This is a genomic window from Pseudomonas sp. 8 R 14 (assembly GCF_900005955.1).
GTDB classification, from domain to species: Bacteria; Pseudomonadota; Gammaproteobacteria; order Pseudomonadales; family Pseudomonadaceae; genus Aquipseudomonas; species Aquipseudomonas marginalis.
In genome coordinates, this window is the sequence record NZ_CVTH01000075.1 from 247,373 (window position 1) to 272,889 (window position 25,517).

The following is a 25,517-nucleotide window of genomic DNA, read 5'->3' on the forward strand; positions in this document are numbered from 1 at the left end:
ATGCCGACTCAACAATTACTCAACGGCCTGTCCGGCAATCTGCAATCGAGTACCTCCTGGACCCAGCAACAGGCACTGGAGCTGATCCAGCGCAACGTGATCCAAGCCTTGGATGGCCTGGACGACGAGGAAAAGCGACGTTTCGTAAACCTGCAACGCCAGGCCCTCGCGGCCTTGACGGCAGTCGAGACCGAGAAAGAACGGGTCGTAAGTGCCTTCAAGACCAAGGGCCTGGCGCAATTGCGCGACAGGATCGGCGGGCGCGACCCGGAACAGTACCGCTTCGAAACCACCTACCTGGAAAAAGTGGAACAACCCTTGCCATGGGAGCGGCGAACCGGCAGCCACATCCGAGTGCCGCGTCGTTCGGATATGGACCTGCGCCATATCGAACACGTCAAGAGCCTGTCGCTGTGGGAGGCAGCTTGCGTGAACTTCGGCTTCACCGCGTACGCTCGCACGGATTCCGGCTATACCCTGATTGATGCCAGCCGCGTGGTCGGTCCCGACGGCGACCGAAGCCTGAGTGCCCGCGAGTTCATCGGCATCGCCCGCGAGCTGGACCTGGGTCACCAACTGCACGTTACGATCCGAGCCACGCTGGGCGAGCATGGCACGCTGCGTCAATTGATGAATGACGCCGCGCAGGCCCTGCTGCAGTTCGATGTATTAGACGCCTGGCGCAACCGTGCCCACAACGGTTTGACCCGCACGATGTATGAGCGCCTCAGGGCATCGATCGACGGCAGCGGGACGCAGCTGTCGATCGAGAGCCTGAGCCTGACCTCAGGCGTCACGCCCATTGTCTCCGTGCCGTTCGTGGCGTGGGAGAGTTACATTCCCGTGCCCTTGATGCTGATCAAGATTGCCAGCCTCGGGGTGCTGTCCTATTTTCCTTTCCGCCCTGGCGGCGCGTTTCGCTACCACGACGATGCCCGCTCGGCAGAAGCCGACTTTCGTCAGCAACTGCTGGACAGTCACCAGCAAGGCGACCTCGGCTGGTTTTCCCGGCAGTTGCCCTTGGTGGGCTTGTCGGCCTTCCAGTCATTGCTGACCCAGGAAAAACGCCCCGAGGGCATGAACTGGCTGGCGGGCACACTGTACGACGGGTTTCACAACGCCTTCCCGGAACGCACACTCAACGATATCCGCTTCGCCACCGACCCGCATGCCGGCCCCGCCGAGACATTGCGCCAAGCCCTGGCATATCGTCAGTTGCAGCGTTGCCAGGCCGACATGGACACCCTCGCCAGCAGCCGCTCCGAAGCCGATTGGCAAGCCGTCAAGGATGCCGCCGCCGCCATTGCATCCGAAGTCCTGCAACTGCTGCTGACCCCCCTGCCCGGTGGCGTCACGGGCATGAACCGAATCATGCAACTGGCGGTGCTGGGCAGCATGACCTACAGCGTCAGCGTCGGCCTGAATGAAGCCGCCAAGGGCGACGCCAGCGGCTTTGCCTCGACCCTGACCGACGTCGCCGACCTGGCAATCAGCGGACGCCTGATCAATGTCGCGGGTAAAGCCCATCGCCAACGCATGCTCGAACACCTGCAACGGCTGGGCAACCCCCGCAAGGTCACGCGCCCCGACGGCGTGGATGAACTGTGGAAGGCCGACCCAGGCCCTTATGCCCATGATCGGCAATACCTACTGGATGGCAAAAGCGCCGATGCCCTGGGCGTGTTCACCGTACACGGCAAGCAATACGTCAAGCTGCATCATGAAGGCCAGACCCTGGTAGCCGAAGTGAGCCACGACGTGCCGGGCCTGCGCTACGTGCTCAAGAATGGTCGCAGCAGCTACAAGCCACCCATTGTGTTCGAGCCCGCGCTGCAGGCCTGGACCTTCGACCTGCACAACGCTCATACCCTCTCGGATATCCAATTGCTGCAACGGATGCTGCCCAACGGTTCGTCGGTCATCCATCAGCTCGACCTGGAACGCATGCTGCGCAGCACCGCAACCACCCGCACCACCCTGGATCGGGTCTGGCGTGGCGAACCGGCACCGTTGAACCTGATCGAGGGCGTACGGCGCCTGCAGGCTGACCAGGTGATCCAGCAGATCATCGAACGTTTCCCTGAGCCCGGTTACCTGCCGCCCTACGGTGACAGCCTGGTGCTGTGCCTGCTGACCCAACTGCCGGACTGGCCCGCCAGCCTGCTGCTGAGCATCAGCGACCCGCAACGCAGCGTGATCGAAACCTTCGGCAACCTCGAGCACACGGTGGCCGAGTCAAAGACCCTGACCCTCATCCGCAGTGAAGACAGTGGCTACCAGGTCGAAGGGGATCGTGGCCAGCCGCCCTATCGGGCCGAGCCGCTGTTGAGCCTGATCATCAGCCTGCAACCGGCCCACTCACGGCTGGGCCTGGCGGATCAGGCCGACGCCTCGCCCGAACAGCGGATCATGAGCGTTCGCCGGGACGTGGCCGCGCTGGCGAGCCGTGAGCGGATGGCGTTGTTCGCGGCAATCTTCAGCTATGCCGGGTATGAAAAAAGTGAACCACTCCCGCCCATCAATGCCCGACGCTTCTTGCCCATCCAGGCATCGGCCCCGCTGGTGGCGGTCACGCCGCTGCTCAAGAAACTGCGCGATCTCAATCGCCCCTTGTCCCCAGCCTTGCTGGAACGCCTGCTGCAGCAGCACCCTCTGACACCGCGCCAACAGCAGGCCTACTTGCAGGAGGGGGCGCTGCCCAGCCACTTTCATGAAGAACTGGAAAACCACCGCATCGCCCTGCGTATCGACGCGGCAATCGACGGGCTTTATCACCCAAGGCCCTACAACACTGACGCCGACCAATGGGCCAGGGAGTTCGCATCGGCGCTGGTACGCCATCGGCTCAAGCGCGACTTCGTGATCACAGAAGTGCATGCCGGAGCCATCGCCACCCCCTATCGCTCCAGCGGCCCAGACGACCGAACCGTAGAGCTGCGGCACTCAGGCGACGGCGCCTATGAGGCCTACGACATGCGCAATGCCGGCACGATTGCCGTGTCCCCGGTCGTCGACAGTTTCTACCTGGCCATCGGCTCGGTACTGCAACCCCACGAGCACCAGGCGCTGGGCATGCACAGTGCGACCGATGCGCTGGGCCTGCGCCACACCCTGGGCGACTACATGAGCAGCCAACGCACCCCCGAAGGTTTTGTGAGCCTGGTCAACGGGTCACTGGCGCAGTACGAACACACATTGCCCTTGCCGCCCGCCCTGCAACCGGATGCCCAAGGTATTTTCCCCCTGGAAGGCCGCCACTACCTGCCGTTGTTCGGTTCTCTGTACCGCATCATCTATGACAAACGCAGCTTTAAATGGCGGCTCAAGCACCCGCAGAAGGTCGGCGTCGACACCCCGACCCTGGAGCACAACGGTCACGGTGCCTGGCGCCTGTCCAGCGAGAACCCGATGAGCTGGGACGACCATAGCCTGCTCTATCGCCTGGGGGGCGATCACCACAGCTTCACCCAGGACATGTCCAAAAACATCCTCGCCCTGACCGACACCCCTGCCCACCTATTGCGCCAGGTTCACCGCTGCGGCCGTGCAGCGCCGCCATTGCTGGTCGACACCTGCAAACGCTTTCGGATCGACCAGGAAATCGACCAGTTCATCGACGCGATGTACGAAACCCCCATCGCCTCCAACGCCCGACCGGACTTGCAATTACTGGTGCTCTCCAGCCTGCCGGAATGGCCCGACAGCCACGTACTGCAAATTGTCGATGACAACCACCAGGTCACCCATCAATACCCGCAACGCAGCAGCCCGGACGACCTGACGGTGAAGATCACCGAATCCGACTTCAAAAACGCCAGGCTGCTGGAAAACATTATCACCCACGATGACGTGACCCTGGCCCTGCTCGGTGAATTGCCGACGACTCACGAGCAGCGCTTGTTCCAGTTGATCACCCGGATCGTCGAGTACACCGACCGGGAAAAGGCGCAGATCCTGCACTCGCTGTACCAACGCAGCGAGTCCGGGGGCAGCGAGTCGGTGCGACGGTTCAAGGCCAAGCATCCCGATCTGCCAACCAGTTCCGTCACGGCGATTCTTGGCCACGCCTCGCCACGCGAACTCAAGCAACTGCATGAAAACAACCAATTGAGCCTGCGACTCGCGGAACAGGCGCGCTTGAGTAGCCACGACCTGCGACTGAACCGCGCCTATGAGGGCTTGCATGTGTCTGCCTGCGCCAATGCCGACAGCGACCGGATTATCCTGCATTTGCTCAAACTCCTGCCCACCTGGCCGAGGCATGTGCGCATCGATATTCGTGAACGGGACGAACAGGGGCGCCTGCTCAAAACGGCCGGTCATTTGGTAGGCACCTCGCGCAAGACCGTGGCCAAGACCCATCGTGGCTATCAGGCTTATGACGCCAACAGCGTGCCCCTTGGCCAACCTTCGAACGACTTGCTGAGGGTGATTCTCAGCACCTTGTCGGCGAGCGAGCAAACGGTCCTGGGCGTTACCGATGAAACCGGCATCACCGAACTGCGCCAGCAACTCGCCGATATCGCCCTGTCCCGCCGCGTAGAGATCAAGGGCCTGCTGGATATCCCGCACCTGCAACCCTGGATGCAACCGGCGATGGGCCTGGAGCGTTCGTTCCTGGTGTACCCGCTCTGGTCACGTTTCTGGCCGTTCAACGGCCCCAGGCCGCCGGACCTGGTGGCCAAGGTCCAAGAGATTTATCCGCGTTTCACCCGCGACGACGCGCGCCAATTGATCCAGTCGCTGAACCTCACTGAGCCGGCGGTGTTGATTGAGCTCGAACGTCGCAAGGCCGAGTACCAGGCCATGGACCTGGAGTTGCGGCGCTGGAGCGAAACCGTGCTGGATGAAGACAACGTGATCGACGACCCCATCGGGCAGCGCCAGGCCCGGCGCCGCTACATTGCCGAGCAATTGCGCCAGGCATGGCGGCGGGACAACAGGGCGGTCTACATCGCCGGGCTGTTCCACGTGTACTCCCTGGAGTTGCAACTGGACGATGGTGGCCTGCCGCCCGCCTCGTTCATCACAGGTACCAGCGGTTTCAGCCATATTGAACACCTGCGGATTTCCGGCAATGCCTTCCCGTCTTCGGCGGTTGAATTCCTCGCTAAATTCAACCAGCTCAAGGCATTGCACCTCGATTGCCGGATGACCGAACTGCCCAGTGCAATCACGGACATGACCTCGCTCACCTACCTGGACCTGAACGACAACGACATCCGCTTGACCGAAGAGGCGGTACAACGCCTGGCAACCATGGTCAACTTGCGCGACGTGGACTTCAGCGACAACCCGGACCTGGCACTCGCCCCGGATGTCAGTCAAATGACCCAACTGCGCATCCTGCACCTGGGTAACACCGGCATCACGCAATGGCCCCGTGGCGCCAGTGCGCTGCCGTACCTGATGGAGTTGCACCTGCAGGAAAACCAGATCTCCACCATTCCAGAAGAAGTCTTCACCAACCCCTGGCTGCAAGCCGCCAATCGCAACACGCTCCTGCATGAAAACCCGCTGTCGGCACCGACCCTGGCGAGTATCGAAGCGTACCGGCTGGATACCGGCATTCGCCTGGGTGGCCAACTGCGTACGCCTCGGCATACGGCTGTGGCCGTCGACGACCTCAGCCAATGGCTGATGGGCGTGCCGCTCCAGGATGTACCGGCACGCAGAGCGCTGTGGGAGGGTTTGAAAACCAATGAGACGGCGAGTGCCGATGATGTGTTCCGGGTCTTGCAGGACCTGACGCGGACCTACGCCTACATCCACGGCGACACCCCAAGGAGAGCATTGACCCACAGAGTCTGGACCTTACTGAGCGCCATGGGCGAGTCGAGGCAACTGCGCGACACGGTATGCCTCAACACCTACGGCTCAGGCGACTGCGGCGACAGTGTGCTGCTGGCGTTCACCAACATGGAGTTGCATCACCGTATCCACCAGGCCAAGCAGCAACCCCGCAGTTACATGGCCGACAGGGCCTTGCTGGCGCTGGCCAAGAGTTGCTTCTACCTCAATCAGCTGGATCACTTTGCCGATCAGTTCATTCTTGAGCGTGAACGGGCCAACCTGACGGTCGACCCAGCCGAGGTAACGGTGTACCTGCGCGAAAAACTGGCCCGTGAGTTCGACCTGCCGTTTTATCCGCTGGAACTGCTGTACACCGTGAATGACTACGTCACGGACGAGGTGGTCAACACTGCGCGCAACACCCTGCTCCGGCTTGGCGAGTCGCCCGCCTTGCAGGAGTGGATCTTGATGAGCGAATTCTGGATCGAATATTTGGCAAGTAGCGAGCCGGAGCCGTTTCTGACCATCAAGGACACCATGAGCTACAAAGTCAGCGTGCTCGAGCAGCAACTGCCGGACAAGCGTTCGGATGCGTACCTGGAGCGCCGCCAGTCACTGGCCGAGGAAGAACGAATTGAACATAACCGCCTGGTGCGGCAACTGACAGAAGGCACCCAACTGACCCTGCAACACGTCTGACCTGTGGCCTGCCTGTCGCAAGGGGCAGGCAGGCCATCGTTCAGGGGGTCATGCCGAGCGCGGCGAACCCTGGCCAGCCTGGGCCGGCTGCAGCTTGAACACATAGAACAACACGGTCAGCAGCACCAGGAACGCCGGGCCGATGTACAGCGCGATCCGGGTGTCCGGGAAGTAGGCCATCAAGCCGACCACCAGCACCAGGAACGCCAGCGCCAGGTAGGAACTGACCGGGTACAGCCACATGCGGTACTTGAGCCCGGCGCGCTCATCCGGGCTCAGGCCGCGACGGAACTTGAGCTGCGCCAGCAGGATCATCACCCAGGTCCATATCGCGCCGAAGGTGGCGATGGACGTCACCCACACAAAGACTTTTTCCGGCACCAGGTAGTTGAGCAACACGCCCAACAGCAACGCGCCTATCGACAACAACAGGGCGCGACGCGGCACGCCATTGCTGGAAGTGGTGGCGAACGTCGCCGGAGCCTGGCCGTTCTGTGCCAGGCTGTAGAGCATGCGACCGGTGCTGAAGATGCCGCCGTTGCACGACGACAGCGCAGCGGTGATCACCACGAAGTTGATAATGCCGGCGGCGGTCTTGATGCCCAACCGCTCGAACGTCATCACGAAGGGGCTGCCCTGGGTGCCGATTTCATTCCACGGGTAAATCGACAGGATCACGAACAACGCGCCGACATAGAACAGCAGAATCCGCCAGAACACCGAGCCGATGGCATTGGGGATGGTCTTCTGCGGGTTCTTCGCCTCACCGGCGGTCAGGCCGATCATCTCCACGCCCAAATAGGCGAACATCACCATCTGCAGCGACATCAACACACCCTGCACGCCGTTGGGCAGGAAGCCGCCGTGGGCCCACAGGTTGGAAATACCCAGGGCAACACCGTCATTGCCGAAACCGAAGGCAATGATGCCGACACCGCCGATGACCATCGCGATGATGGTGACGATCTTGATCAGGGCGAACCAGAACTCGAACTCACCGAAGGCCTTGACGGCGATCAGGTTGATGGTGCCCATGCTCACCAGGGCCGCCAGGGCCCAGATCCAGCGCGGTACATCGGGGAACCACACGCCCATGTACACCGCCACGGCGGTGATCTCGGCGACGCAGGTCACCAGCCACAGGAACCAGTAGTTCCAGCCGGTCAGGAAGCCCGCCAACGGGCCAAGGTAGTCTTGGGCATAACGGCTGAACGAACCGGCGACCGGGTTGTGCACGGCCATCTCGCCGAGGGCGCGCATGATCACCAGGATCGCCAGGCCGCCAATGATGTAGGAGAGCATGATCGCCGGGCCGGCCATCTCGATGGCCTTGGCCGAACCGAGGAACAGGCCGACACCGATACAGGCGCCGAGGGCCATCAGGCGGATATGCCGCTCACCGAGTTCGCGTTTGAGCGGGCCGCCAGAAGCGGTCTCGCCATGGGGCAGGTGGTTGCCAGCTGGCATGGGGATACAACCTCATTTTGTTATTGGATTGAACCACCGAGTGTTCAGCGCCACAGCGGGTCGCCGTGACGCTGTCCTAGCGGGCTCACCTCGTGGGTAAACCCGTCCGGCCGACACACCGGCCAGCTCAGGGGGCGTGCAGTATAGAAAGCCGCAAGCAGGGCTTTTCACTCAATAAGCAACAAAATTCAGCGAGATTCCTCGGCAAATGCCGCTTCTGCGGAGGGGCATCACCTGGGAACTGTAGGAATAGTCTGTCGCAAACGGCGGCGAGTATTGCACAGCATCGGTGCACCGTCATGCCCCTGCCCTGGTCGTATTTACCGGAGCTGGAGCGCTCTAGCCCGAGGGTCCGTATCGATCACCAGTCGCCGGTCCACTGCGGCGCATCGAAAAACAACCTGCGCGCCATCCTGAGGTTGATTTCGCCCCGATGGATCTCCAGAGTTTGCGTCACACGCCCGCTTTGCCCCGCCTGCATGCTGGCGAATGCCTGGGCACGGGCCTGGGCCTGGGACTGTTTGCCCATTCGATGTTGCGCGGGTGTCTTGAGGTGCGCAGCGGTGAAATGGTCGTCCGGCCCGGTCGGCCGTTCGTAGTGAAAATGCCCGTAGCACAGGGCCTGACGCGTTTGCGCGTCCATCACCACGTACGCTTGCAACCAGTCATTGGACCGTCCGGCGAGTTCGACCCGCGCCCCCTGGCGAAAGATGCGCGCTTCGTGATGACTGACCAGCACCTCCACCCCGGCCTGGGTCGGCAGGCGCGCCTTGATTGCAGCCAGGCGTGCCTGCAAACCTTGCTCGGACAAGCGGCTGGCGGCCGCGCGCAACTCATCGGCCTCGGTTGTGGCCCGGGCACGCTGCGTCGCGGCCAGGCGCTCCGGCACGCTGTGCAGCAACCGCTGCTGGATCGCCTCGGCGCACTGGCGCAACTTGTCGGCGCGCTGCTCCAGCAGGTCCTGCAACGACTGAGGCTCATTGGCCCGACTGGCCATTTTGAGTACCTCGGCGATGGCCTTTTCCACCGGTGCGCGTAACGCCTGCCCCTGTTCGACCAGCCGGCCCAGGTTGGGCAGCGGCCCAGGAAGCGCCGGGGCGGGTGCCTTGACCGGCTCCCAAATGCCATCGTCGGCCTGGGTAAACGTGGCGATCACCGCGTCCTGGGCATCCGTGACTTCGGCCACTTCCTGGGGATGCTCGCCGGTTGTCACTTTGACCTGGGCGACGTACATGTCCTGGTTGCGCACGCGAATGATTTTTTTCTGCCGAACCCGCGCACGTCCCACAGCAGGCGTCGCGGCGGCTGTCGGAACCAGCACCGCTGCCAGCTCACGCTGAACCTCCTTGTGCAATTGCGCGAGCAACTGTTGCAGCTTCTCCAGGTACTTGAGATCGAATCGCTCCGGGGCCATAGCGCGCCAGAACTCAATCCGATCATCGCTCAAGGCGTAGACACGGTCGAAACTCTCCAGCAACTCGGTACGCAGCTCCGCACTTTGCGGCGCCAGCTCGTCCAAGTGCGCCTGCGAGCCACTGGCCCAACGGGCGCGGTGAATGGTGTCGTCCAGGCTTTGAAAAAAACCTTCCTCCAGCGTCGGCCCTTCGGTATTGATCGCCACGGCCCACAAGGCGGTGACCTGCAGCGATTGCAGTTCGAGCACCGTCGGCGCGGACAACTCGCTCTCGCGCAAGGCTTGGGCCTTGTCCCGCCCATACTTGGGCACCTGACTCAGTTCATCCAGCAAACCCAGTTGCAGGCCGCGCCAGTCAATGGCTTGCTCATTACTGTCGGCCAACTGCCGCAGCCCCTCCATGATCTGCCGGTGGGGCTGCTGATAGATATCCAAAAGTGCCTCCTGCGCGCTCAGCGATTGCACCAGCTCCAGCAGCGGCACCAACCTGCGGTGGATCGCGACGGTCTGTTGGCGGGCGTGCTGGAGCAATAGCTGCAACGTGAGCGCCGTCCCTTCCAGCAACGTGGACAACTCTCTCGCATAACCGGGTCGGCGCCTGATGACCTGCAGCGCCCTGAGGCACTCCAGCTCAAGCAATGAGGCCTCGAGTTTGTTCTGAAGCTCCTGCACATAGCGAGCGCCCGCCGTGGCGCGATGCTGTTCGGTGACGCGCGTATCCTCACTGTCTCTAAGCATGCGGGCCGTGGTCAGCGCACGGTCTGCGGTTTCCCGGCGCTCGGTGGATTGGCGGTAATCCTGCTCCAGTTGCTGACGGCGTGACTCACTGTCAACCAGGCCGGTCGGGGTATCCGATTGCCCGCCGCGCAGGCGCAAGCCCAAGTCCACATCCCATGCACCGCTCCCCAGCGACTTGAGCCACGGCCCGTTCGCGCTACCGTCGGCGCTGACCACTCGCACGCGGTCACGGGCCACTTGCACGCGGTACACATGACCGCGCACCAACGCCTGCCAATGGACCGGGTTCGACGCCGTATCCAGTAGCAAGCCTTCGTGTATCCCCGAAGCCTGTGCGCCTGGCAGCCGTGATGGCCAAGGTTGGGGCAAGGCCTTAAGACTCATACCCTCCAGCCGGGCGCGCAAGGACGGTGTGAGCGTATCGCGCGAATTACTCCAACTGAAGGGAGGCTGCAACTGCACGGTGGCAGGGCCAGGTATCACTGCGGGAGGACGCTGCATCGACGCTGGCGAAGCAAACGTTGAGGCTTGCTGGTCCAGCATCGCCGGCCACTCATGAGGCGAGGCCCGATGGGCCAGGATCATCACCAGATTGGTCAACAGGTCTATCACACCTTGGGTCTGCATGACCGAGTCGTTACTGGCCAATGCCGCCACATCCCGTTGGACACTGTCCATCACCTGCACCATCCAGCCCGCCAGCAGTGCCGGCCCCCGGACAAACGGCAGCAGTGTATTGAACAGCAACCAACCGCCGGCCTTTAACGTCCGCCAGCGTTGCTGAGCATTGGACACCGACTGGGCCTGGGCCAGGCTGACCAACGCCTGGGCAGTCGAGACAAACAGGCCAGGCAACGGGTCGCCTTCCTCCAGCCGTTTACTGAGCTGTGCCGGCGCTGGCCGATCCGGCACGCTGAACTCATCACCGGCCAGAAAGTGCGCGACATGCGGTTCCTGGAAACCACCGTTGGCATACACCGGCTGGCGGGCCGGGGCCATCCAGGCGAGGACACTGTCGTGCAATTCCCCTGGCGCCTTGATGGCCTCCAACAACGCCTGCTGCGACTCGAACTCACGCAGGCTTGGGGTCGACAACGGCCGGTACAACAGATGCGGCCCGTGCTCGGTGTCACGTGGGCCGATCACGTAAAAACCGACCACCTCGTCCGCCGTCGCAGCTGGCGTGGCCTTGAATGCCAGCGACCACATACCCGCCGCGCGCCCATCCGCACTGGCCTGGACGGCCGCCTCCACCAACCGGTAACCGGCCTGGCTCAAGCCGCCCTCGCGTTTGAGCTTCAGCTCCAGCGCCAGCAGCGGCAGTTGCGCCCGCAGTTGCCGACTGAACAGCTTCTCGCGGCGGGCCGATTCAATCGGGTCGTCGATCAGTTTTTTGCGCAACAGGTCGGGGTACGCCTGGCCGACGTCCGTCTCGGTCACGCAGCCGGTCAACAAAGAGGCGCTCAACCAAGCGGGCGCCACGTCGCCGTTGAGTTTTATCCGGGACGGCGCATGGGGGAAACCGCCGAGGTTTTCCAGGGCCAGCTCCGTCAGCGTGAGTGTCACCCGGTGGGCATCACCACTGGTAAAACCGCCTGGCAACATCACCGCCGTGACAAGGCTGTAGGTCAGTTCAATGTGATCCGGGCTGATCGCCTTGGCGCGGGGCTCCTTCTCCAGGCAGTGCGTCAGGGCCTGGGCGGTGAACGTGCGAATCGGCGCGATACCGTCGAGAAAGGTGTGCCCCGCCGCCGCTGTTTGCGCAGCGACCAGCCCCTGTAGCAGGCGAGCATAGGCCAGGCTGTCGTCCGGCGAAGCATGGATGAGCCAGAGCGGTAATCGATCTTGCAAGCGTTGCTGTTCAGGTGTGAGGGCCGACTCGAACCAACGATGGGGGTCAGTCACGTAGTCCAGCATTGCCTGGCACTGCTCGGGCGTACGTGATACTGAGCGGTCGATTGCCATGACTTCGGCGCTCTGCTGTTGGGCAAAGCAGGCCGCCAACGCATCGAACGGGTCGCCGGGTAGTTCCTCGACAAACCACTCCACGGCCCCGTGTGCCAGCGAGGCGCTCACGAACCCGGGGATCAGGGGTTCGATATCCTCCAACTGTTGCAACGGATGAATCCCCGTGGCGGGACTGAACACGAGCAGCGTGCGCAGTTCGGCCCCCAGCAGCCGGTGATCAAGGATCAATACCGGCACCATGTCAGGGGGTTGCGTGCTCTGGCCACGGCGCACCGACAGCGTACGTACCGTCAACGTCTCACCCTGCGAACGCCACGTACGATCAGGTCGGCTGGGGTGCAGCGCCTGACGTGGAAACAGCCGTGAAAAGTGCTCTGCACTCATGCCCGCAGGCATCTGGCATTCATACAGCAACCCCACTAATTCATCGGACAACTCAGCCCAGCGGCTCGTCCCCTCCCCTCGCGGCGCCCCCCACCAATCCCGCAAACGTGCGAGCCAGGCATCCAACAACTCGCCTCCCGCGTGGTTGACCAGCCGTTCCAGATCGACCAGCCCCGGCCCGCCCTGCACGTAGACCTCCCGTTGATGCTGCATCACCTGGTGAAAGTCTTCGACATACCGAACCGGTCGCGCACGGGCCAGGCGCGCCAGCACTTCGTCGGCCAGTGCACTGTAGCGATAACCCTGACCTACAGGTATGCCAATGGCGAGGTGTGCGGCGGCATAGTGCAAGGAAGGGTACTGCCGATCCAGTGCCGCCTGGATCTGGGCCTGCGCTACCGTACGCAAGCTCGGCACAGAGGAAAACGTATTGACGATCCGCTCGATGCGCGCACGCCGCAACGTGGGCACAGGGGGGGTTTGAGACATGAGGGAGCTCCTGGTAACGGACACCGGAAATCGGTCCGATTGACCTCGCAGGCTATGGCTTGCCTTCCACGCACCTGCGGTAGCCCGCTAGGGGTTTGCGACAAATCCCTTGTCTGCCTCAATCAACGTCTACGCTTGAATCAAGTCCGATCAATCTGCGTGAATGGATCAATCGACTATGGGCGCTTTATGGCAAACCGATTCACCCAAGGCTGCTGGCCCCGCCGACAGCCTGGATGAACAGCCATTGCCGCAAAGCCCCCGCAAGCGGCGGTATGCGTGGCGAATGGTCTGGTTACTGCTGCTGATCGGCCTGATCGCGCTGGGGTTTGCCGCCCATCGGGAAATGCGCACGGCCCACTGGCAAGCCCGAGAGTTAAGCCGTCTCGCCCACGCGTTGAGCTATACGGTACAACCCGGTGCCAGCGACGCCATTGTCTATCCCGGCGACGGTCCGTTCGACCGGCGCCTGGGCTACAGCGCCCTGGGTGAGTTCCTGCCGCGCCTGCTCAAACGCAACTACCTGATCGAACGTCAGGCACGCTTCTCCACGGCGCTGATCGACTACAGCGATCACGGCCTGTTCATTCCCTACCGCGAGAAAATCCAGGCTGGTCTGACGATTACCGATTGCCGGGCCGCCCCGGTGTACCGCTTCAATTACCCGCAACAGGCGTACCCGCGTTTCAGCGCCATCCCGCCCGTGATCGTCAGTAGCCTGCTGTTTATCGAGAACCGCGACCTGCTCGACCCCGACCAACCCCAAGCCAACCCCGCCGTGGATTGGCCACGTTTTGCCAAGGCCGCGTGGTCGCAGGTCGCACGCTTGCTGCACCTGCCGGGCCAAAGTGCCGGTGGCAGCACCCTGGCCACGCAATTGGAAAAATACCGCCACTCACCCGATGGGCTGACCCTGAGCGGTGGTGAGAAAATCCGCCAGATGATTTCCGCCAGTGTACGGGCGTATCAGGGCGGGCCGGACAGCCTGCAAGCACGTCAGGATGTGGTGCGCGACTACCTCAACAGCGTGCCGCTGTCGGCGGTGCCCGGCCACGGCGAGGTGCATGGCCTGGCAGAAGGACTGCGGGTCTGGTATGGCGCCGACTTCAACCAGACCAACGCCCTGCTCGCCAGTGACGACCCGCAAACGCTCAAGCAAAAAGGCCTGGCCCTGCGCGAAGTGTTGTCCCTGATGATTGCCCAGCGCCGCCCGTCTTACTACCTCGCCAAGGGCCGTGCCGACCTGGAGCAACTGACCGACAGTCATCTGCGTTTGCTGGCGCAGAACGGGGTGATTGAGCCGGGGCTGTCCGAGGCCGCACTCGCCAGCCGGGTCACGTACCGGGACTGGCAGCAGCAGCCCACGGTCCAGCCCATCGAAAGCAACAAAGGCATCAACGTTGCCCGCAGCCGCCTGGGTTCCCTGCTCAACCGGCCGCTGTATGACCTGGACCGCCTCGACCTGTCCGCCACCAGCACCCTGCACAGCGACCTGCAAACCCAGGCCACCGACTACCTCAAACGCCTGGCAGACCCGGCCTTCGCCGGCCAACTGGGGCTACTCGGCCCGCGCCTGCTGACGCCCAGCAGCACCGCCCAAGTGCGCTACAGCTTCACCCTGTATGAGATGACGCCCGACGGTGCCCGCGTACGGGTGCAGACCGACAACACCGACCAACCGTTCGACATCAACGAAAGCAGCAAGCTGGAACTGGGCTCCACCGCCAAGCTGCGGGTACTGACCACCTACCTGCAAATCATCAGCGAGTTGCATGATCGGTTCGCCGGCCAGCCGCCCGCTGCGCTGAAAAAAATCGAGATCGATGACCAGGATCGCCTGTCCCGCTGGGCCGTGGACTACCTGGCGCAAAACAGTGACCAGAGCCTGCCGAAGATGCTCGACGCAGCCCTTGATCGACAATATTCGGCCAGCCCCGGCGAAAGCTTTTTCACCGGTGGCGGCCTGCATCACTTCCACAACTTTCGCAACGAAGACAACGGCCGCAGCCCGACCCTGCGTGACGCCCTGCGCGAGTCGATCAACCTGCCCTTCATCCGCCTGATGCGCGACCTGGTGCGCTACAGCACCTACCAGGCCCCGGGCAACAGCGCGCAATTACTCAAGGACGACAGCGACCCACGGCGCCAGGAATACCTGGCCCAGTTCGCCGACCGCGAGGGCACGACGTTTTTGCTGCGCTTCTGGAAAAAATACCGCAACAAGGACACCCAGGCCCGGCTCAACACCTTCCTCGACGGCCTGCACCCCACTGCCATCCGTCTGGCGGCCGTGCATCGCTACCTGCTGCCCCAGGCCAGCCAAGAGAGTTTCGACCGTTTCATCCGCTCCCACCTGAGCGGCAGCAAGACCAGCGAAAAACTCAGCGACGAGCGCCTGCAAAAACTCTACCTGAGCTACGGCCCCGGCGCCTACGACCTGCCGGACCAAGGCTATATCGCCAAGGTTCACCCACTGGACCTATGGCTGCTCGGTTACCTGCTCAACCATCCCGACGCGACCTTTACCCAGGCGGTCGCGGCCAGCGAACATGAACGCCAGGAAGTCTATGGCTGGCTATTCAAGAGCCGGCACAAAAGCGCCCGCGACAGCCGCATCCGCACCATGCTGGAGATCGAAGCGTTCCTGGATATTCATCAGCGCTGGAAAGCCGTCGGCTACCCCTTCGATCACTTGGTGCCGTCCCTGGCCACGGCCATCGGCAGTTCTGGCGACAAGCCCGCGGCCCTCGCCGAACTGGTGGGCACGATCCTCAATGACGGTGTGCGCCAACCGACCCTGCGCATCGACAGCCTGCACTTTGCCGCCGGCACACCTTATGAAACCCGCCTGATCAATGACCCGAATCGCGGCAAACGGGTGATGCCCAGCGAAGTGGCCACTGCCTTGCGTGGGGCCTTGTCGCAAGTGGTGGACGCAGGCACCGCCAAACGTGTCTCCGGCAGTTTCAAGTTGGCCGATGGCAGCCCCTTGGCGATGGGCGGCAAGACCGGCACCGGGGATAACCGCATTGAGGCGATTGGCGCGGGTGGGCGGGTCCTGAGTTCCAAGGCGATCAACCGCACCGCGACCTTTGTGTTTTACATCGGTGAACACCACTTCGGCACCCTGACTGCCTTTGTTCCCGGCAGCGGCGCGCAGAATTTCACCTTTACCTCAGCGCTGCCGGTGCAGGTGCTCAAGGGCATGGCGCCGGTGCTGATGCCCTATCTGCAACCGGGCAGCCATACCTTGTGCACCGCTGCTAGCCACTGATTTCGACGATTCTTTGGGTAGTGCCCTCTACCAGATAGAACCGATAAGTACGCCCGGCCTGTTTTTCAAAGCTGAACACCCGCCCCGGAAAAATATGATTCTTGGTGGTGGGGGCGCACGACGTTCGGTCATTGGCCGCGCAATCTTTGAACTCATCCACCACAACCACCGTATTCCCCGCATTGCGCAAGGTGTAACGCTGCCCGCCATTTTCGACCCGCGTATCGAAGCGGCTGTCCTTGGGCCGCACGAAGAACACGGTGCCGTAGCCAGCCATCACCTGCACACCGCCCACCAAGGTCTCTTCATAGGCTTTGCGCTCCTCATCGGTGACACCAAAGCCGTCGTCTTTCTCGGGCGCCACTGGCAGGTAACGTACCCGGAAATAGCGCTCGCTATCGCGCTCACCGATGAATACAAAACGTGTGCTCTGCATGCCATCGGCCGGCACGATCAGCCGCGCTGGACTGGCGACCAGACCATTGCGCACGCTGCCGTCGGCTTCGAGCTTGAGCGGCACTTCGTCATAGCTGCCGTCGGGTTTGTAGAGCATTTCGGTGACGTTGACCTTGACGAAGGCGGTCTTGGTGCCACCGTTGAAGACACGCTTGAGGTAGGTGCTTTTATCGCCACGCAAATAGTCGTAAAAGTCGCCAATGTTGATGTTCGGCCCGGCCTGGGCACTCAACGAACACACCATCAAGCCCAGCATTGCCGCTACACGTTTCATAACCCCTCCTTTAAAAATCGTCATGGGCGTACCGCGTCGAACAGCAACTCGACGCTGCCGTAATACTCGCCGGGGGTAAACCCATCCGCCGGCTCGACCGCCGAGATGTCCAGCAGCACACGTTTGCCCTGGCGCGCTTCGTCCTGGGGCACCACCAGGGTGTCGTCGAGGCTCAGCGCCTGGCCATTGAACGTGACACTCAAGTCGATATAGGTACGCCCGCCGTTGAACAACATGGGCACCGCGCCCAGCCGCGCGTTGATCCCGCCCGCCGAACTCTTCACGTCGAAGTGTTCGCGCAGCGGACGCAGGCGACCCGGCACCAGGTCCCAGACCATCTGTTGCTCACGCTCCAGGAACCCTGGGGTGATCGGCAGTACGTAAAAGTCCGAGGTCGGGATGGTCACCGACACATCGAACACCCGCGCTTCGCGAACCGCCAGCGCCGATGAACTGAACAGCACGGCGACCAACAACACCGCCCACGCGAGGCCTTTGTACAGCGTCTCCGACGGCCGTCCGCGCCAGCCGACGTGGGTTGTTTCACTGCTCATCATCCTTTGACCTCATAAGGTTTTTTGTCACCGCCTTCGATCAGAGTGAAGCGGTAAGTCCGCCCGGCCTGCTTGTCAAAGTCAAACGCGCGGCCTGGCAAAATGTGGTGCTTGGTGGTGGGCTGGCAGTCCTGGGGCGCGGCGGTGGAACAGTCCTTGAACTCATCGATCACCACCACGCTATTGCCGTCGTTACGCAGACGGTAGCTCCCGGCACTGTCATCGGTGCCCGTCGCAAAGCGCGTCACCTTGGGCCTCACGAAAAACACCGTGCCGAACCCTGCCAATACCGTGACCCCGGCTGACAAGGACGTTTTGTAGGCTTCGCGTTCCTCATTCGAAACCGCAAACTCGTCGTCCTTTTCTGGCATCACCGGCACGAAGCGCACGCGGAAATAACGCTCTTTTTCGCGCTCGCCGAGGTACAACAGGCGCGTGCCCTGCATGCCTTCGGCCGGAACGATCAAGCGCGTCGGGCTGGCCATCAGGCCGTCACGAATGCTGGGGTCGGCGGCCGGCTTGAGCGCCACCTCTTCGGAGGTTCCGTCATTGTTGTAGAGGATTTCCTGCACCTGGATCCGTACAAAGGCGGTGCTGTCGCCAGCATTGAAGACCCGCTTGAGGTAGGTACTCTTATCGCCTTCCAGGTAGTCGTAGAACGCCCCGACGTTGAGGCTCGGGCCGGCGTGTGCCCACAGCGGCAAGCCGCCGAGCACCCACAGGGCCAACACATACTTGATCCACATAAAGCTCTCCGTTTACAGGTCCGAATCCCAGATCACCGTGACCTGCCCCGAATAGGTGCTGCCGCCCTGGCTGAGCATGGCGTCGACATGTTCCTTGGCGACCTCGAAATGCAAGGTTCCAGGGCGGCGGTTCACATAGAACCCCGGCTGGAATTGCTCGGTGCCGGCACCACTCAACAACAGCGGCTGGCGATTGACGGCAGAGCTGTCAGGGCGGTTCAGGCCGTGGGGCAAGGAGACACTGATATTCACGGGAACCTGGTGGTCGGCCGCGTTTCTCAAGGCGCAGGTATTGCCCATCACTCGCTCGCACTCCAACTGCATCTTGAAACGCGACGAAGCGGAAATATTGAAAGTCTGGTCGCGAAACAGCCGCGCCGGCTTGCGCCCTTGGTTCAGCCAAGCCTGCCAACCGCCTTGGGGTACCAGTTCAATGCGGGTGCCTCCCGGCGGCACCTCGACTTTCAGGTCGTGCTCCACACTCAAGGTGAAATTGAAGGTGAGGGCATTTTTCGAGGGGATCACGACATCGCCAAAATCGTAATCGCCACCGGGGCCCATGGTGTACGTAATGCTTCCGGTGTAGTGACCACTGGACATGCCCAACGGGTTGGGAGTGCGCAGTTCGTAGGCATACTCCATGGTGTTGTAACGCAGGGTCGCCAAGTCCTGGGACGGTTGCCGACTGCAGGGGCCCGCACCTTTGGGTGTCAGCCAGAAGTACGAGGCAAAGAAAGTGCCGGCAGCAAGGTGGCCGGTGCTCTGACAGGGCGCGGGCGCCGTCGTCCATCGACTTTGCCAGCTCACCCCAGGCTGTGCCCACGCCGAAACGCCAGGTGGCCGCGGCACATACCAAAGCGATCCGACGCCGGCGATCCTGACCTGTACGGTCTCGGTCTCCTGGGTAACCGTATGCGTCACGGTCAAGTCACGCCAATCAGACGGCACCTTGACCATGAAGCCTTGGCGCTCGTCCGAATGGTTGGCCTGGATGGGCGCAATGGCGGCTGCCGTGAAGTTGGTGTCGCGCAGGCTGAAGATATTCAACGCCTTGCACCGGGCCGGAATGTGCGCGGCGCAAATCGAACTGATCGGCGTGGTGTTCTCGAACCTGTTCACCATGGGGTTGCCGGGGTCCGGCCTGAACCGTGCGGTGATGTCCTCGTCGGCCAGCGCCGCGAAGGAACACAGGAGCATCGCCGTACCCACTACATGGCGTTGGGTGGCGCGGGAAAGAAGCGTTTTCATGACTGTGCGTGTTCTCATCTTCATGCTCAACCGGCAATCTGTTCGGTGACTGTGGACTCCGCCAACGTATCCGGCGTGCAGCGCAAGTCCCCGATCATCAGCACACTGTTTTCAAGGCGCGCCTTGGAAGGATCAAGCCTGAACTGGCAGAGCAGTTGGTTGTTGCGGCGCACTTCCAGGGTCGGCGAACTGGCATTCATTTCCAGGGAGAAGAACCCGTCGACCTCACTCACCCCACGCGTGGCGTGGTTGATCACATGCAGGCCCTTGAGCGGTTTACCCTGGGGGTCCACCAGGCGCCCGAGCACGGTGACGGTTTGCATCACGCTGACCTTGCGGTACTCCACGCCGCCCTTGTTCAGGTGGTAGCGCGTGCGCGGCGGTTGAATCGAGGCCGAGGGGGCGTGGTTGCCTTCGAAGTCGAAGCTCACCGAGCTGCCTTTGTAGGCGGTGATCGGGATGAAGTTTCGACCAGGGCGCAGGGCCGTGCTACCGCCGCTCAAGTCATCGGCGCGCAGGGCGATGTCGTCGACGTCGGTTTCGACATCCACGATCAACCCGGAGCCGGTGCCGTGGTATTGGCTGGTGAGCACCATTTTTTGTTGGCCCAGGGCAAAGGTGCTGTCCAGGTTCAGGCCGCCCGCCAGCTCATTGTTGAATGAGGAACGCTGGACGTAGCCGTCACCACTGACAAACTCGTTCTCGAAACTGGCCATGCCGGACAAACCGATGCCGTAGGTGTCAGTGGTCGCCGTGGCGGAGACGCTTTGCAGCATGTGGTCTTGCAGGTCCTTGCGGTAGGTCAGCGAGGCATTGTTGTCGCGGGTGCCCTCGCGGGAGGTACGCGTGCCGATGCTGGCGGACCACTGCTCGCCGGGGGCGCCGAGGGCCAGGCTGATGCTCAGGTCGACCCCACGGTTGCGCCGGTCGCCCGTGCTGGCGGTGGCTGGCCGGTCAAATACCGACACGCGCCAGTTGGCGTCGTTGCCAAACAGATGGGTGCGCTCGGTCCAGCCCAGGTCCAGGCCGACGCCTTCACTGTTGCCTTCGCTGTAGAACAGGCGAGCGTTGATCGAGCGCAGGTTGCTCAAGCGGTGGTTGACTGAAATCGATGAGTTACTGGTCTGGCCCACAAACACGTCGCGCTGGCGAATGCGCGTGCCATCCGGCAGGGTTTCATAGGTGTTACGGGTGTCTAGCCAGCTGCGCGTGTGGTTGAACACGACGCTTCCCAGGCCGTAGTTGTACAGGCCGTTGAGGTCGAGGCCGGTGCCGTATTTTTCCGTCCAGTAGACGTTGGCATACAGGCTGGCCTGGTCGGCGAGGGTCCAGTCGACCGAGGTGCCGTATTGCATGTTGTCCTTGACCTGGCGACCGGACGCCCCCAACACCACACGGGGGTGAGCCAGGTAGTTCACCGAGATGCCTGCGGTCGGGCTGCCGCTGCTCTGCTCATCAAAGTTGCTCAGCAGTTTGCTTTCCCGGCCAGCAAACAGGTTGTAGCGCCAGCGCTCGTCGTGGTTGCGCCAGTTGTTGGGCTTGTACACCAACTCCTGGGTGGTGCTGGTGATCTGGCCGTCCTCCACCAGGCGTACTTCCACTTCATAAATGCCACCGGGCAGCGGCCGCGTGTCCAGGCTGTGCAAGCCGCTGCTGACCGGCTGGGTGTTGATCAGCAGGCCATTGCGATAAATCTCCACCGCTGCCTGGCGGCTGGCGGTGACATAGATCGGGTAAACGGCAGGCTTGGAATTATTGATCATCAGGCTGTCGGAACTGCCATACATCACGCCCACGGCGGTGTCCGGGCTGGCCCCGAAGGTTCGCAACTGGCGGGTCAGGCCTTCGGCATTGGGTGTGAAATAGCCCAAGCGCAGGAAATTGCCCTGCAGTTCACGCTGGGTATAGAGCGCATACACGGCGTGGTTGAGGTCATCGTCGTCCGGCCCGCCGAGACGCGAGAACTGCATGTTCAGGGTCTGGCTCCACAGGCCCAGGCTGCTGCTGGCATCGATGCCGAAGCGCCCGCCCAGGTCCTGCCCTTCGCCACCGCTGAGGTTCATCTGGTTGCGCACGATCAGGCCAGTGCTGCCGCCGGTGGGCAGAAAGTAGTAGCGCTGCTCCTCGGCGTCGCGCTCGGCATTTTCGGTCAGCAGGGAAACCGTGGAGTTTTCCAGGTTGTAATGCACGGCCATGAGCCCGTCGGGGCAATTGGTTTCGCATGCCCCCAGGGGCACGCCTTGTTTCAGGTACTCGGCCCAGCGGTCACGCTCGTCATCCTTGATCACGCTGCCGTCATGGTCGGTAAAGTCGAGTAAGGTCAGCCCGTCATCACGGGTCAATACGATCATCGCCTCGGACACAAACTCTTGGTCCAGATCCACCTTGACTGCCAGGGGCACGTCGAAGAAATGCTCTTCAAAGTCCGCCGGAAGTCCCTTGGCCTGGGAAAGCAGACTACGAGGTGTAGTGCCGTCGGCAGTACCTGCCGCCAGCGCGTTCGCACAAAACAACAAGGCAAGCGCTGCCGCGATGGGAGTCATCGGGAACATGAACGGAATACTCTGATTTCGAATTTCAATACGAGAAAACCGGCCGACCGACAGACAGAGACTGACTGCCGACCGGTTTGACTACCGAGCCACAGGCCGGTGCTTACCGCTCAACGAGCCTGGCTTCACGGCGTGACGCGCGGCTCGTGGTCGAACACGATGGTGTAGTTGGTGGTGAAGAGCCCGGAAACGCCATCCGCAGGTTTGGCAGCGGCCACTACCAGGTCCGCCTGGGTACCTGGAGTGGAGCTGGCATCATCGACCACTTCCAGCGGCGAGCCGGTCAGTACGACACCGTTGAAGGTGTTGGTCAGTGCGATCGCGTCGCTACCGTTGGTCAACGAAGCAGGGCCGCCCTCGATGTAAGCCTTGATCGAGCCGTCGGTGTTTTTCACATCGTAGGTGGCGCGCAACTGGCTCAACTCGCCGGTGACGGTGTTGTAGTTCATGGTTTCGTCACGACCGAAGTTGGGGTCACGTGGCTGCGCGTGGAACTGCTTGGTCGGAATCGTTGCCTTGATGTTGATGACACTGCTGGCTTCACCTGCGGCGAACACGCTGGACGTGCTGAAAGCCAGTGCGAGAAACGGCAGTACGAAAGCGGTCTTCTTAAGCATTTTAAGTACCTGTTGTGGCATTAGATGTTGGTTGGGAAACCGATTTTCCCAATGCGACAAAACACGAATAAACCGGGTCTTGCGACGCAGGTAAATAGTGCTTGGAAATCACACTTGACGATGCCAGCAACCTCGCTTTAGCGCGTAATAAATCTCGACCCGACCAGAAAGAAAAAAACCTTAATATTCAATATTATAAATACTAACTGTCATCCACTAATTACATCCAAACATCACTGATACTACTTATATAAATCATAAAGCTGTAGGAGATCGGCCACACGACTAGAGCGGGCTTGAGTCTGCATACTTCTAGAGCAAACACTCCAACTAACAACTGTATTTAATATTCATGCAAATGCCATGTGTTCGCCCACTTAAAGGCGAGCAGTGCCACGCTCCGTTCACCCCTACCGACCACCCGCCAAGCGCAGATTTGCTTGCGCTACCGTTCGTCAGACGATTTTGCGCTCTTCATAAGATATATCTTAAGTTGTATCTTAATTAGACAGGAGAGAACGATCATGAGAGACCCTCATCACCACCGAGACCACGGTGACGACCGCGACGGCTTCGAGAAACGCCCCGTCCGCGAACGCGGCGGCCGTGGCCCGCGCGTCTTTGCGCCGGGCGACCTGAAGCTGCTGCTGCCCGCCCTGATCGCCGAACAGCCGTGCCACGGCTACGACCTGATCCGCCAGATCGAAGGCCTGTTTGACGGCGCCTACACCCCAAGCCCAGGGGTGATCTACCCGACGCTGACCTTCCTGGAAGAAAGCGAATTGATCAGCGGCGACGCCGAAGGCGGAAAAAAACGCTACACAATCACCGACGCCGGACGTCTCTTCTTAAGCGAACAGGCGGTTGCGCTGGACGGTGTGCGCATGCGCATCCAATTGAGCAAACGCTCGCTGCGCGGTCATGACCGCCCTGCGGAAATCCACGAGGCCGTGCACAACCTGCGCCATGCCTTGCATTCGCACCACGGGCGCTGGAGCCCGGAAGAAATCGTTCGTGTCGCGGCGCTGCTCAACGGCGCCGCCCAAGCCATTGCCGACGGGACAGCTCAATGAATACGCAAGCCATCCACCGTGTCACCCACGAAATCAAACGCCGCCGCCTTGAAGTATTGCGGGTAGTCGACCTCACCCCGCGCATGCGCCGCATCACCCTGGGCGGCCCGGAACTGGCGGGCTTTATCAGCCTGGGCAGTGACGATCACATCAAGCTGCTGTTCCCACAGAACGCTGCGGAACAAGCGGCGCTGGAAAGCCCGACCTTCAACATCAAGGGCGACGGCCCGCAGCCGGCGATGCGCGACTACACGCCACGCCGCTTCGACCTGGACATCGGCGAACTGGACATCGACTTCGTGCTGCACGGCGACGGCCCGGCCTCCACCTGGGCTGAACAGGCCAAGGTCGGCCAGCACCTGTATATCGGCGGGCCACGGGGCTCGATGATCGTGCCGGATATGTTCGACAGCTATTTGCTGATCGGCGATGAGACGGCGATCCCGGCCATTGCTCGGCGCCTGGAAGAATTACCGGCCGGGCGCAAGGTGCTGGCGGTGATCGAAATCGCCAATGCGGCGGAACGGCAGGCACTGGCAAGTGCTGCCGATGTGGAGGTGAAATGGATCGTGCGCGGCCAGGACGACCTGCTCGACACCGTGCAGAAACTGACGCTGCCGAGCGGTTCGTTGTACAGCTTTGTCGCCACCGAAACCAGGCTGTCGCGCCAGGTCCGCCGGGTGCTGCTGGACACACACAAGGTCAATGAGGCGTTCCTCAAGGCGGTGGGTTACTGGCGTGCGGAAGGCAGCGAAGAGGAGTAAGCCTCAGGGCACCCCCATTACAAGGACGCCGCTGCCGCTGACAACCCCAGCGGCAGGCAGTGAACCGAAACGCCGTACGAGGGAAAACGTCACATCGTCGCTCCCCACACTGTTGGTGATTTGGGTCAGGAATGAACCACCGACTTGAACCGCGCTTGCGCCACGAACCAGGGCCGTGCCCACGTCCGGGTTGGTCATGCGCAGCAGGCGCGTGTCGAACGACGAGGCGGTACCTTTGTAGGTGATGGTGATCGGCGTGGTAATCCCGCCGTCCGGGCATGAATAGGTGAGCCGGCGGTTGCTGCGGATGGTCGTGGTCAGCGGATCGGTACCTATTGCTCTTTGGTGCACATTGCCGAAGTTGATCTCGATCGGGTTGTTATTGTTGATCGTGCAGGTGGACGGGGAGATGGTGAAGTTGTTGGCAGCCGTATACGTGACCGTGAGTTGCGGCCGTGTCGCGTCGTAATTGTTCGAGCTGGTGAGACGCAACAGGCCGAGGGTATCTCCTGTTCGTATATCGATCGGATTGGAGGGACTGTGACGCACCAGGATGTAAGGGGTGATATTGATCGGATAGCCGATCCCGTTGTTGGGCATGGTAGCCACCCGTATACCCGCCGGAACCGGGGTATTGAGGAAAGCGCCATTGATACGCAAACCACTCCGTTCACTGACGAACTTGGGGCCGGATGTCCAAGGTGTCCCAGAGGCATTGCCGGTTTCCCAATAGTCCGCCCCCCAAGCCGGGCCTGCTCCAGCCGTAAACCGACATTCGAGCCGGGCACCTTCCATCAGGATCCTCGTGCGATCCGCATCGAGTCGTACCGTTACGGGGACGGTCAGATGAGTGACGCGCGCCCACTCACCGCCATTGACCCGACAGTCTACGGCCTGCGCGGTCGTGCTGACGCCAATCAGCAGGAGAAGCACAATGGCGCTGTCATATAGTCGTTTCATGTTGATCTCTCGTTGCTTATCTACACAGGCGCCATCCAGCGAACAAT

Annotated in this window: 13 protein-coding genes; 4 read left to right on the forward strand and 9 right to left on the reverse strand. The window is 61.8% G+C overall.

The features are described from left to right. Positions 1–6,492, forward strand: a complete 6,492-nt coding sequence (locus tag BFQ01_RS19720) for an NEL-type E3 ubiquitin ligase domain-containing protein (RefSeq protein ID WP_065926555.1) — start codon at positions 1–3, stop codon at positions 6,490–6,492. Between the two features lie 48 nt (positions 6,493–6,540). Here the strand turns inward: BFQ01_RS19720 and BFQ01_RS19725 are convergent, their stop codons facing one another. Together BFQ01_RS19725 and BFQ01_RS32985 are read right to left on the reverse strand one after the other, a co-directional pair. Continuing rightward, a complete protein-coding gene (locus BFQ01_RS19725; protein ID WP_065926556.1) occupies positions 6,541–7,959 on the reverse strand; it encodes an amino acid permease in 1,419 nt (472 codons plus the stop codon). Positions 7,960–8,320: 361 nt separating this feature from the next. After that, positions 8,321–12,952, reverse strand: a complete 4,632-nt coding sequence (locus tag BFQ01_RS32985) for a hypothetical protein (RefSeq protein WP_065926557.1) — start codon at positions 12,950–12,952, stop codon at positions 8,321–8,323. Positions 12,953–13,130: 178 nt separating this feature from the next. On the opposite strand from BFQ01_RS32985, the gene BFQ01_RS19735 reads away from it, so the two are divergent. Then, a complete protein-coding gene (locus BFQ01_RS19735; protein WP_065926558.1) occupies positions 13,131–16,226 on the forward strand; it encodes a transglycosylase domain-containing protein in 3,096 nt (1,031 codons plus the stop codon). Here the strand turns inward: BFQ01_RS19735 and BFQ01_RS19740 are convergent. The 6 genes from BFQ01_RS19740 to BFQ01_RS19765 form a co-directional block, all read right to left on the reverse strand. Then, the gene (locus tag BFQ01_RS19740; protein WP_065926559.1) at positions 16,216–16,956 is read right to left on the reverse strand and encodes a pilus assembly protein; all 741 of its coding nucleotides are present in this window, start codon (positions 16,954–16,956) and stop codon (positions 16,216–16,218) included. The two genes, BFQ01_RS19735 and BFQ01_RS19740, sit on opposite strands and share 11 nt — an antisense overlap. 20 nt (positions 16,957–16,976) lie before the next feature. Beyond that, positions 16,977–17,510, reverse strand: a complete 534-nt coding sequence (locus tag BFQ01_RS19745) for a CS1 type fimbrial major subunit (protein WP_176718755.1) — start codon at positions 17,508–17,510, stop codon at positions 16,977–16,979. Next, positions 17,510–18,256, reverse strand: coding sequence for a pilus assembly protein (locus tag BFQ01_RS19750; protein ID WP_065926560.1), 747 nt, complete (start codon positions 18,254–18,256; stop codon positions 17,510–17,512). The genes BFQ01_RS19745 and BFQ01_RS19750 overlap by 1 nt, the downstream gene beginning before the upstream one ends. A gap of 12 nt (positions 18,257–18,268) precedes the next feature. Then, positions 18,269–19,504, reverse strand: a complete 1,236-nt coding sequence (locus tag BFQ01_RS19755) for a hypothetical protein (protein ID WP_065926561.1) — start codon at positions 19,502–19,504, stop codon at positions 18,269–18,271. Between the two features lie 26 nt (positions 19,505–19,530). Next, the gene (locus BFQ01_RS19760; RefSeq protein WP_065926562.1) at positions 19,531–22,056 is read right to left on the reverse strand and encodes a CS1-pili formation C-terminal domain-containing protein; all 2,526 of its coding nucleotides are present in this window, start codon (positions 22,054–22,056) and stop codon (positions 19,531–19,533) included. 125 nt (positions 22,057–22,181) lie between these two features. Further along, complete coding sequence (locus BFQ01_RS19765) at positions 22,182–22,673, reverse strand: CS1 type fimbrial major subunit (protein WP_065926563.1); 492 nt, start codon at positions 22,671–22,673, stop codon at positions 22,182–22,184. A 524-nt stretch (positions 22,674–23,197) separates the two neighbouring features. Here BFQ01_RS19765 and BFQ01_RS19770 point away from each other — a divergent pair. After that, positions 23,198–23,746, forward strand: coding sequence for a PadR family transcriptional regulator (locus BFQ01_RS19770; protein ID WP_065926564.1), 549 nt, complete (start codon positions 23,198–23,200; stop codon positions 23,744–23,746). Next, positions 23,743–24,510 (forward strand): siderophore-interacting protein, encoded by a 768-nt coding sequence (locus BFQ01_RS19775; RefSeq protein ID WP_065926565.1) that lies wholly within the window; start codon positions 23,743–23,745, stop codon positions 24,508–24,510. The genes BFQ01_RS19770 and BFQ01_RS19775 overlap by 4 nt, the downstream gene beginning before the upstream one ends. Before the next feature lie 3 nt (positions 24,511–24,513). Here the strand turns inward: BFQ01_RS19775 and BFQ01_RS19780 are convergent, their stop codons facing one another. Next, the gene (locus tag BFQ01_RS19780; protein ID WP_065926566.1) at positions 24,514–25,470 is read right to left on the reverse strand and encodes a fimbrial protein; all 957 of its coding nucleotides are present in this window, start codon (positions 25,468–25,470) and stop codon (positions 24,514–24,516) included. Positions 25,471–25,517 lie beyond the last annotated feature (47 nt).

Excerpts from the sequence above, each read along its gene's own strand:
- BFQ01_RS19735 (WP_065926558.1), top strand. The coding sequence starts at position 13,131 with ATGGGCGCTTTATGGCAAACCGATTCACCCAAGGCTGCTGGCCCCGCC.
- BFQ01_RS19760 (WP_065926562.1), bottom strand. The coding sequence starts at position 22,056 with ATGTTCCCGATGACTCCCATCGCGGCAGCGCTTGCCTTGTTGTTTTGT.
- BFQ01_RS19775 (WP_065926565.1), top strand. The coding sequence starts at position 23,743 with ATGAATACGCAAGCCATCCACCGTGTCACCCACGAAATCAAACGCCGC.
- BFQ01_RS19750 (WP_065926560.1), bottom strand. The coding sequence starts at position 18,256 with ATGTGGATCAAGTATGTGTTGGCCCTGTGGGTGCTCGGCGGCTTGCCG.
- BFQ01_RS19765 (WP_065926563.1), bottom strand. The coding sequence starts at position 22,673 with ATGCTTAAGAAGACCGCTTTCGTACTGCCGTTTCTCGCACTGGCTTTC.
- BFQ01_RS19755 (WP_065926561.1), bottom strand. The coding sequence starts at position 19,504 with ATGAAAACGCTTCTTTCCCGCGCCACCCAACGCCATGTAGTGGGTACG.
- BFQ01_RS19770 (WP_065926564.1), top strand. The coding sequence starts at position 23,198 with ATGAGAGACCCTCATCACCACCGAGACCACGGTGACGACCGCGACGGC.
- BFQ01_RS19780 (WP_065926566.1), bottom strand. The coding sequence starts at position 25,470 with ATGAAACGACTATATGACAGCGCCATTGTGCTTCTCCTGCTGATTGGC.
- BFQ01_RS19720 (WP_065926555.1), top strand. The coding sequence starts at position 1 with ATGCCGACTCAACAATTACTCAACGGCCTGTCCGGCAATCTGCAATCG.
- BFQ01_RS19725 (WP_065926556.1), bottom strand. The coding sequence starts at position 7,959 with ATGCCAGCTGGCAACCACCTGCCCCATGGCGAGACCGCTTCTGGCGGC.
- BFQ01_RS32985 (WP_065926557.1), bottom strand. The coding sequence starts at position 12,952 with ATGTCTCAAACCCCCCCTGTGCCCACGTTGCGGCGTGCGCGCATCGAG.
- BFQ01_RS19745 (WP_176718755.1), bottom strand. The coding sequence starts at position 17,510 with ATGAGCAGTGAAACAACCCACGTCGGCTGGCGCGGACGGCCGTCGGAG.
- BFQ01_RS19740 (WP_065926559.1), bottom strand. The coding sequence starts at position 16,956 with ATGAAACGTGTAGCGGCAATGCTGGGCTTGATGGTGTGTTCGTTGAGT.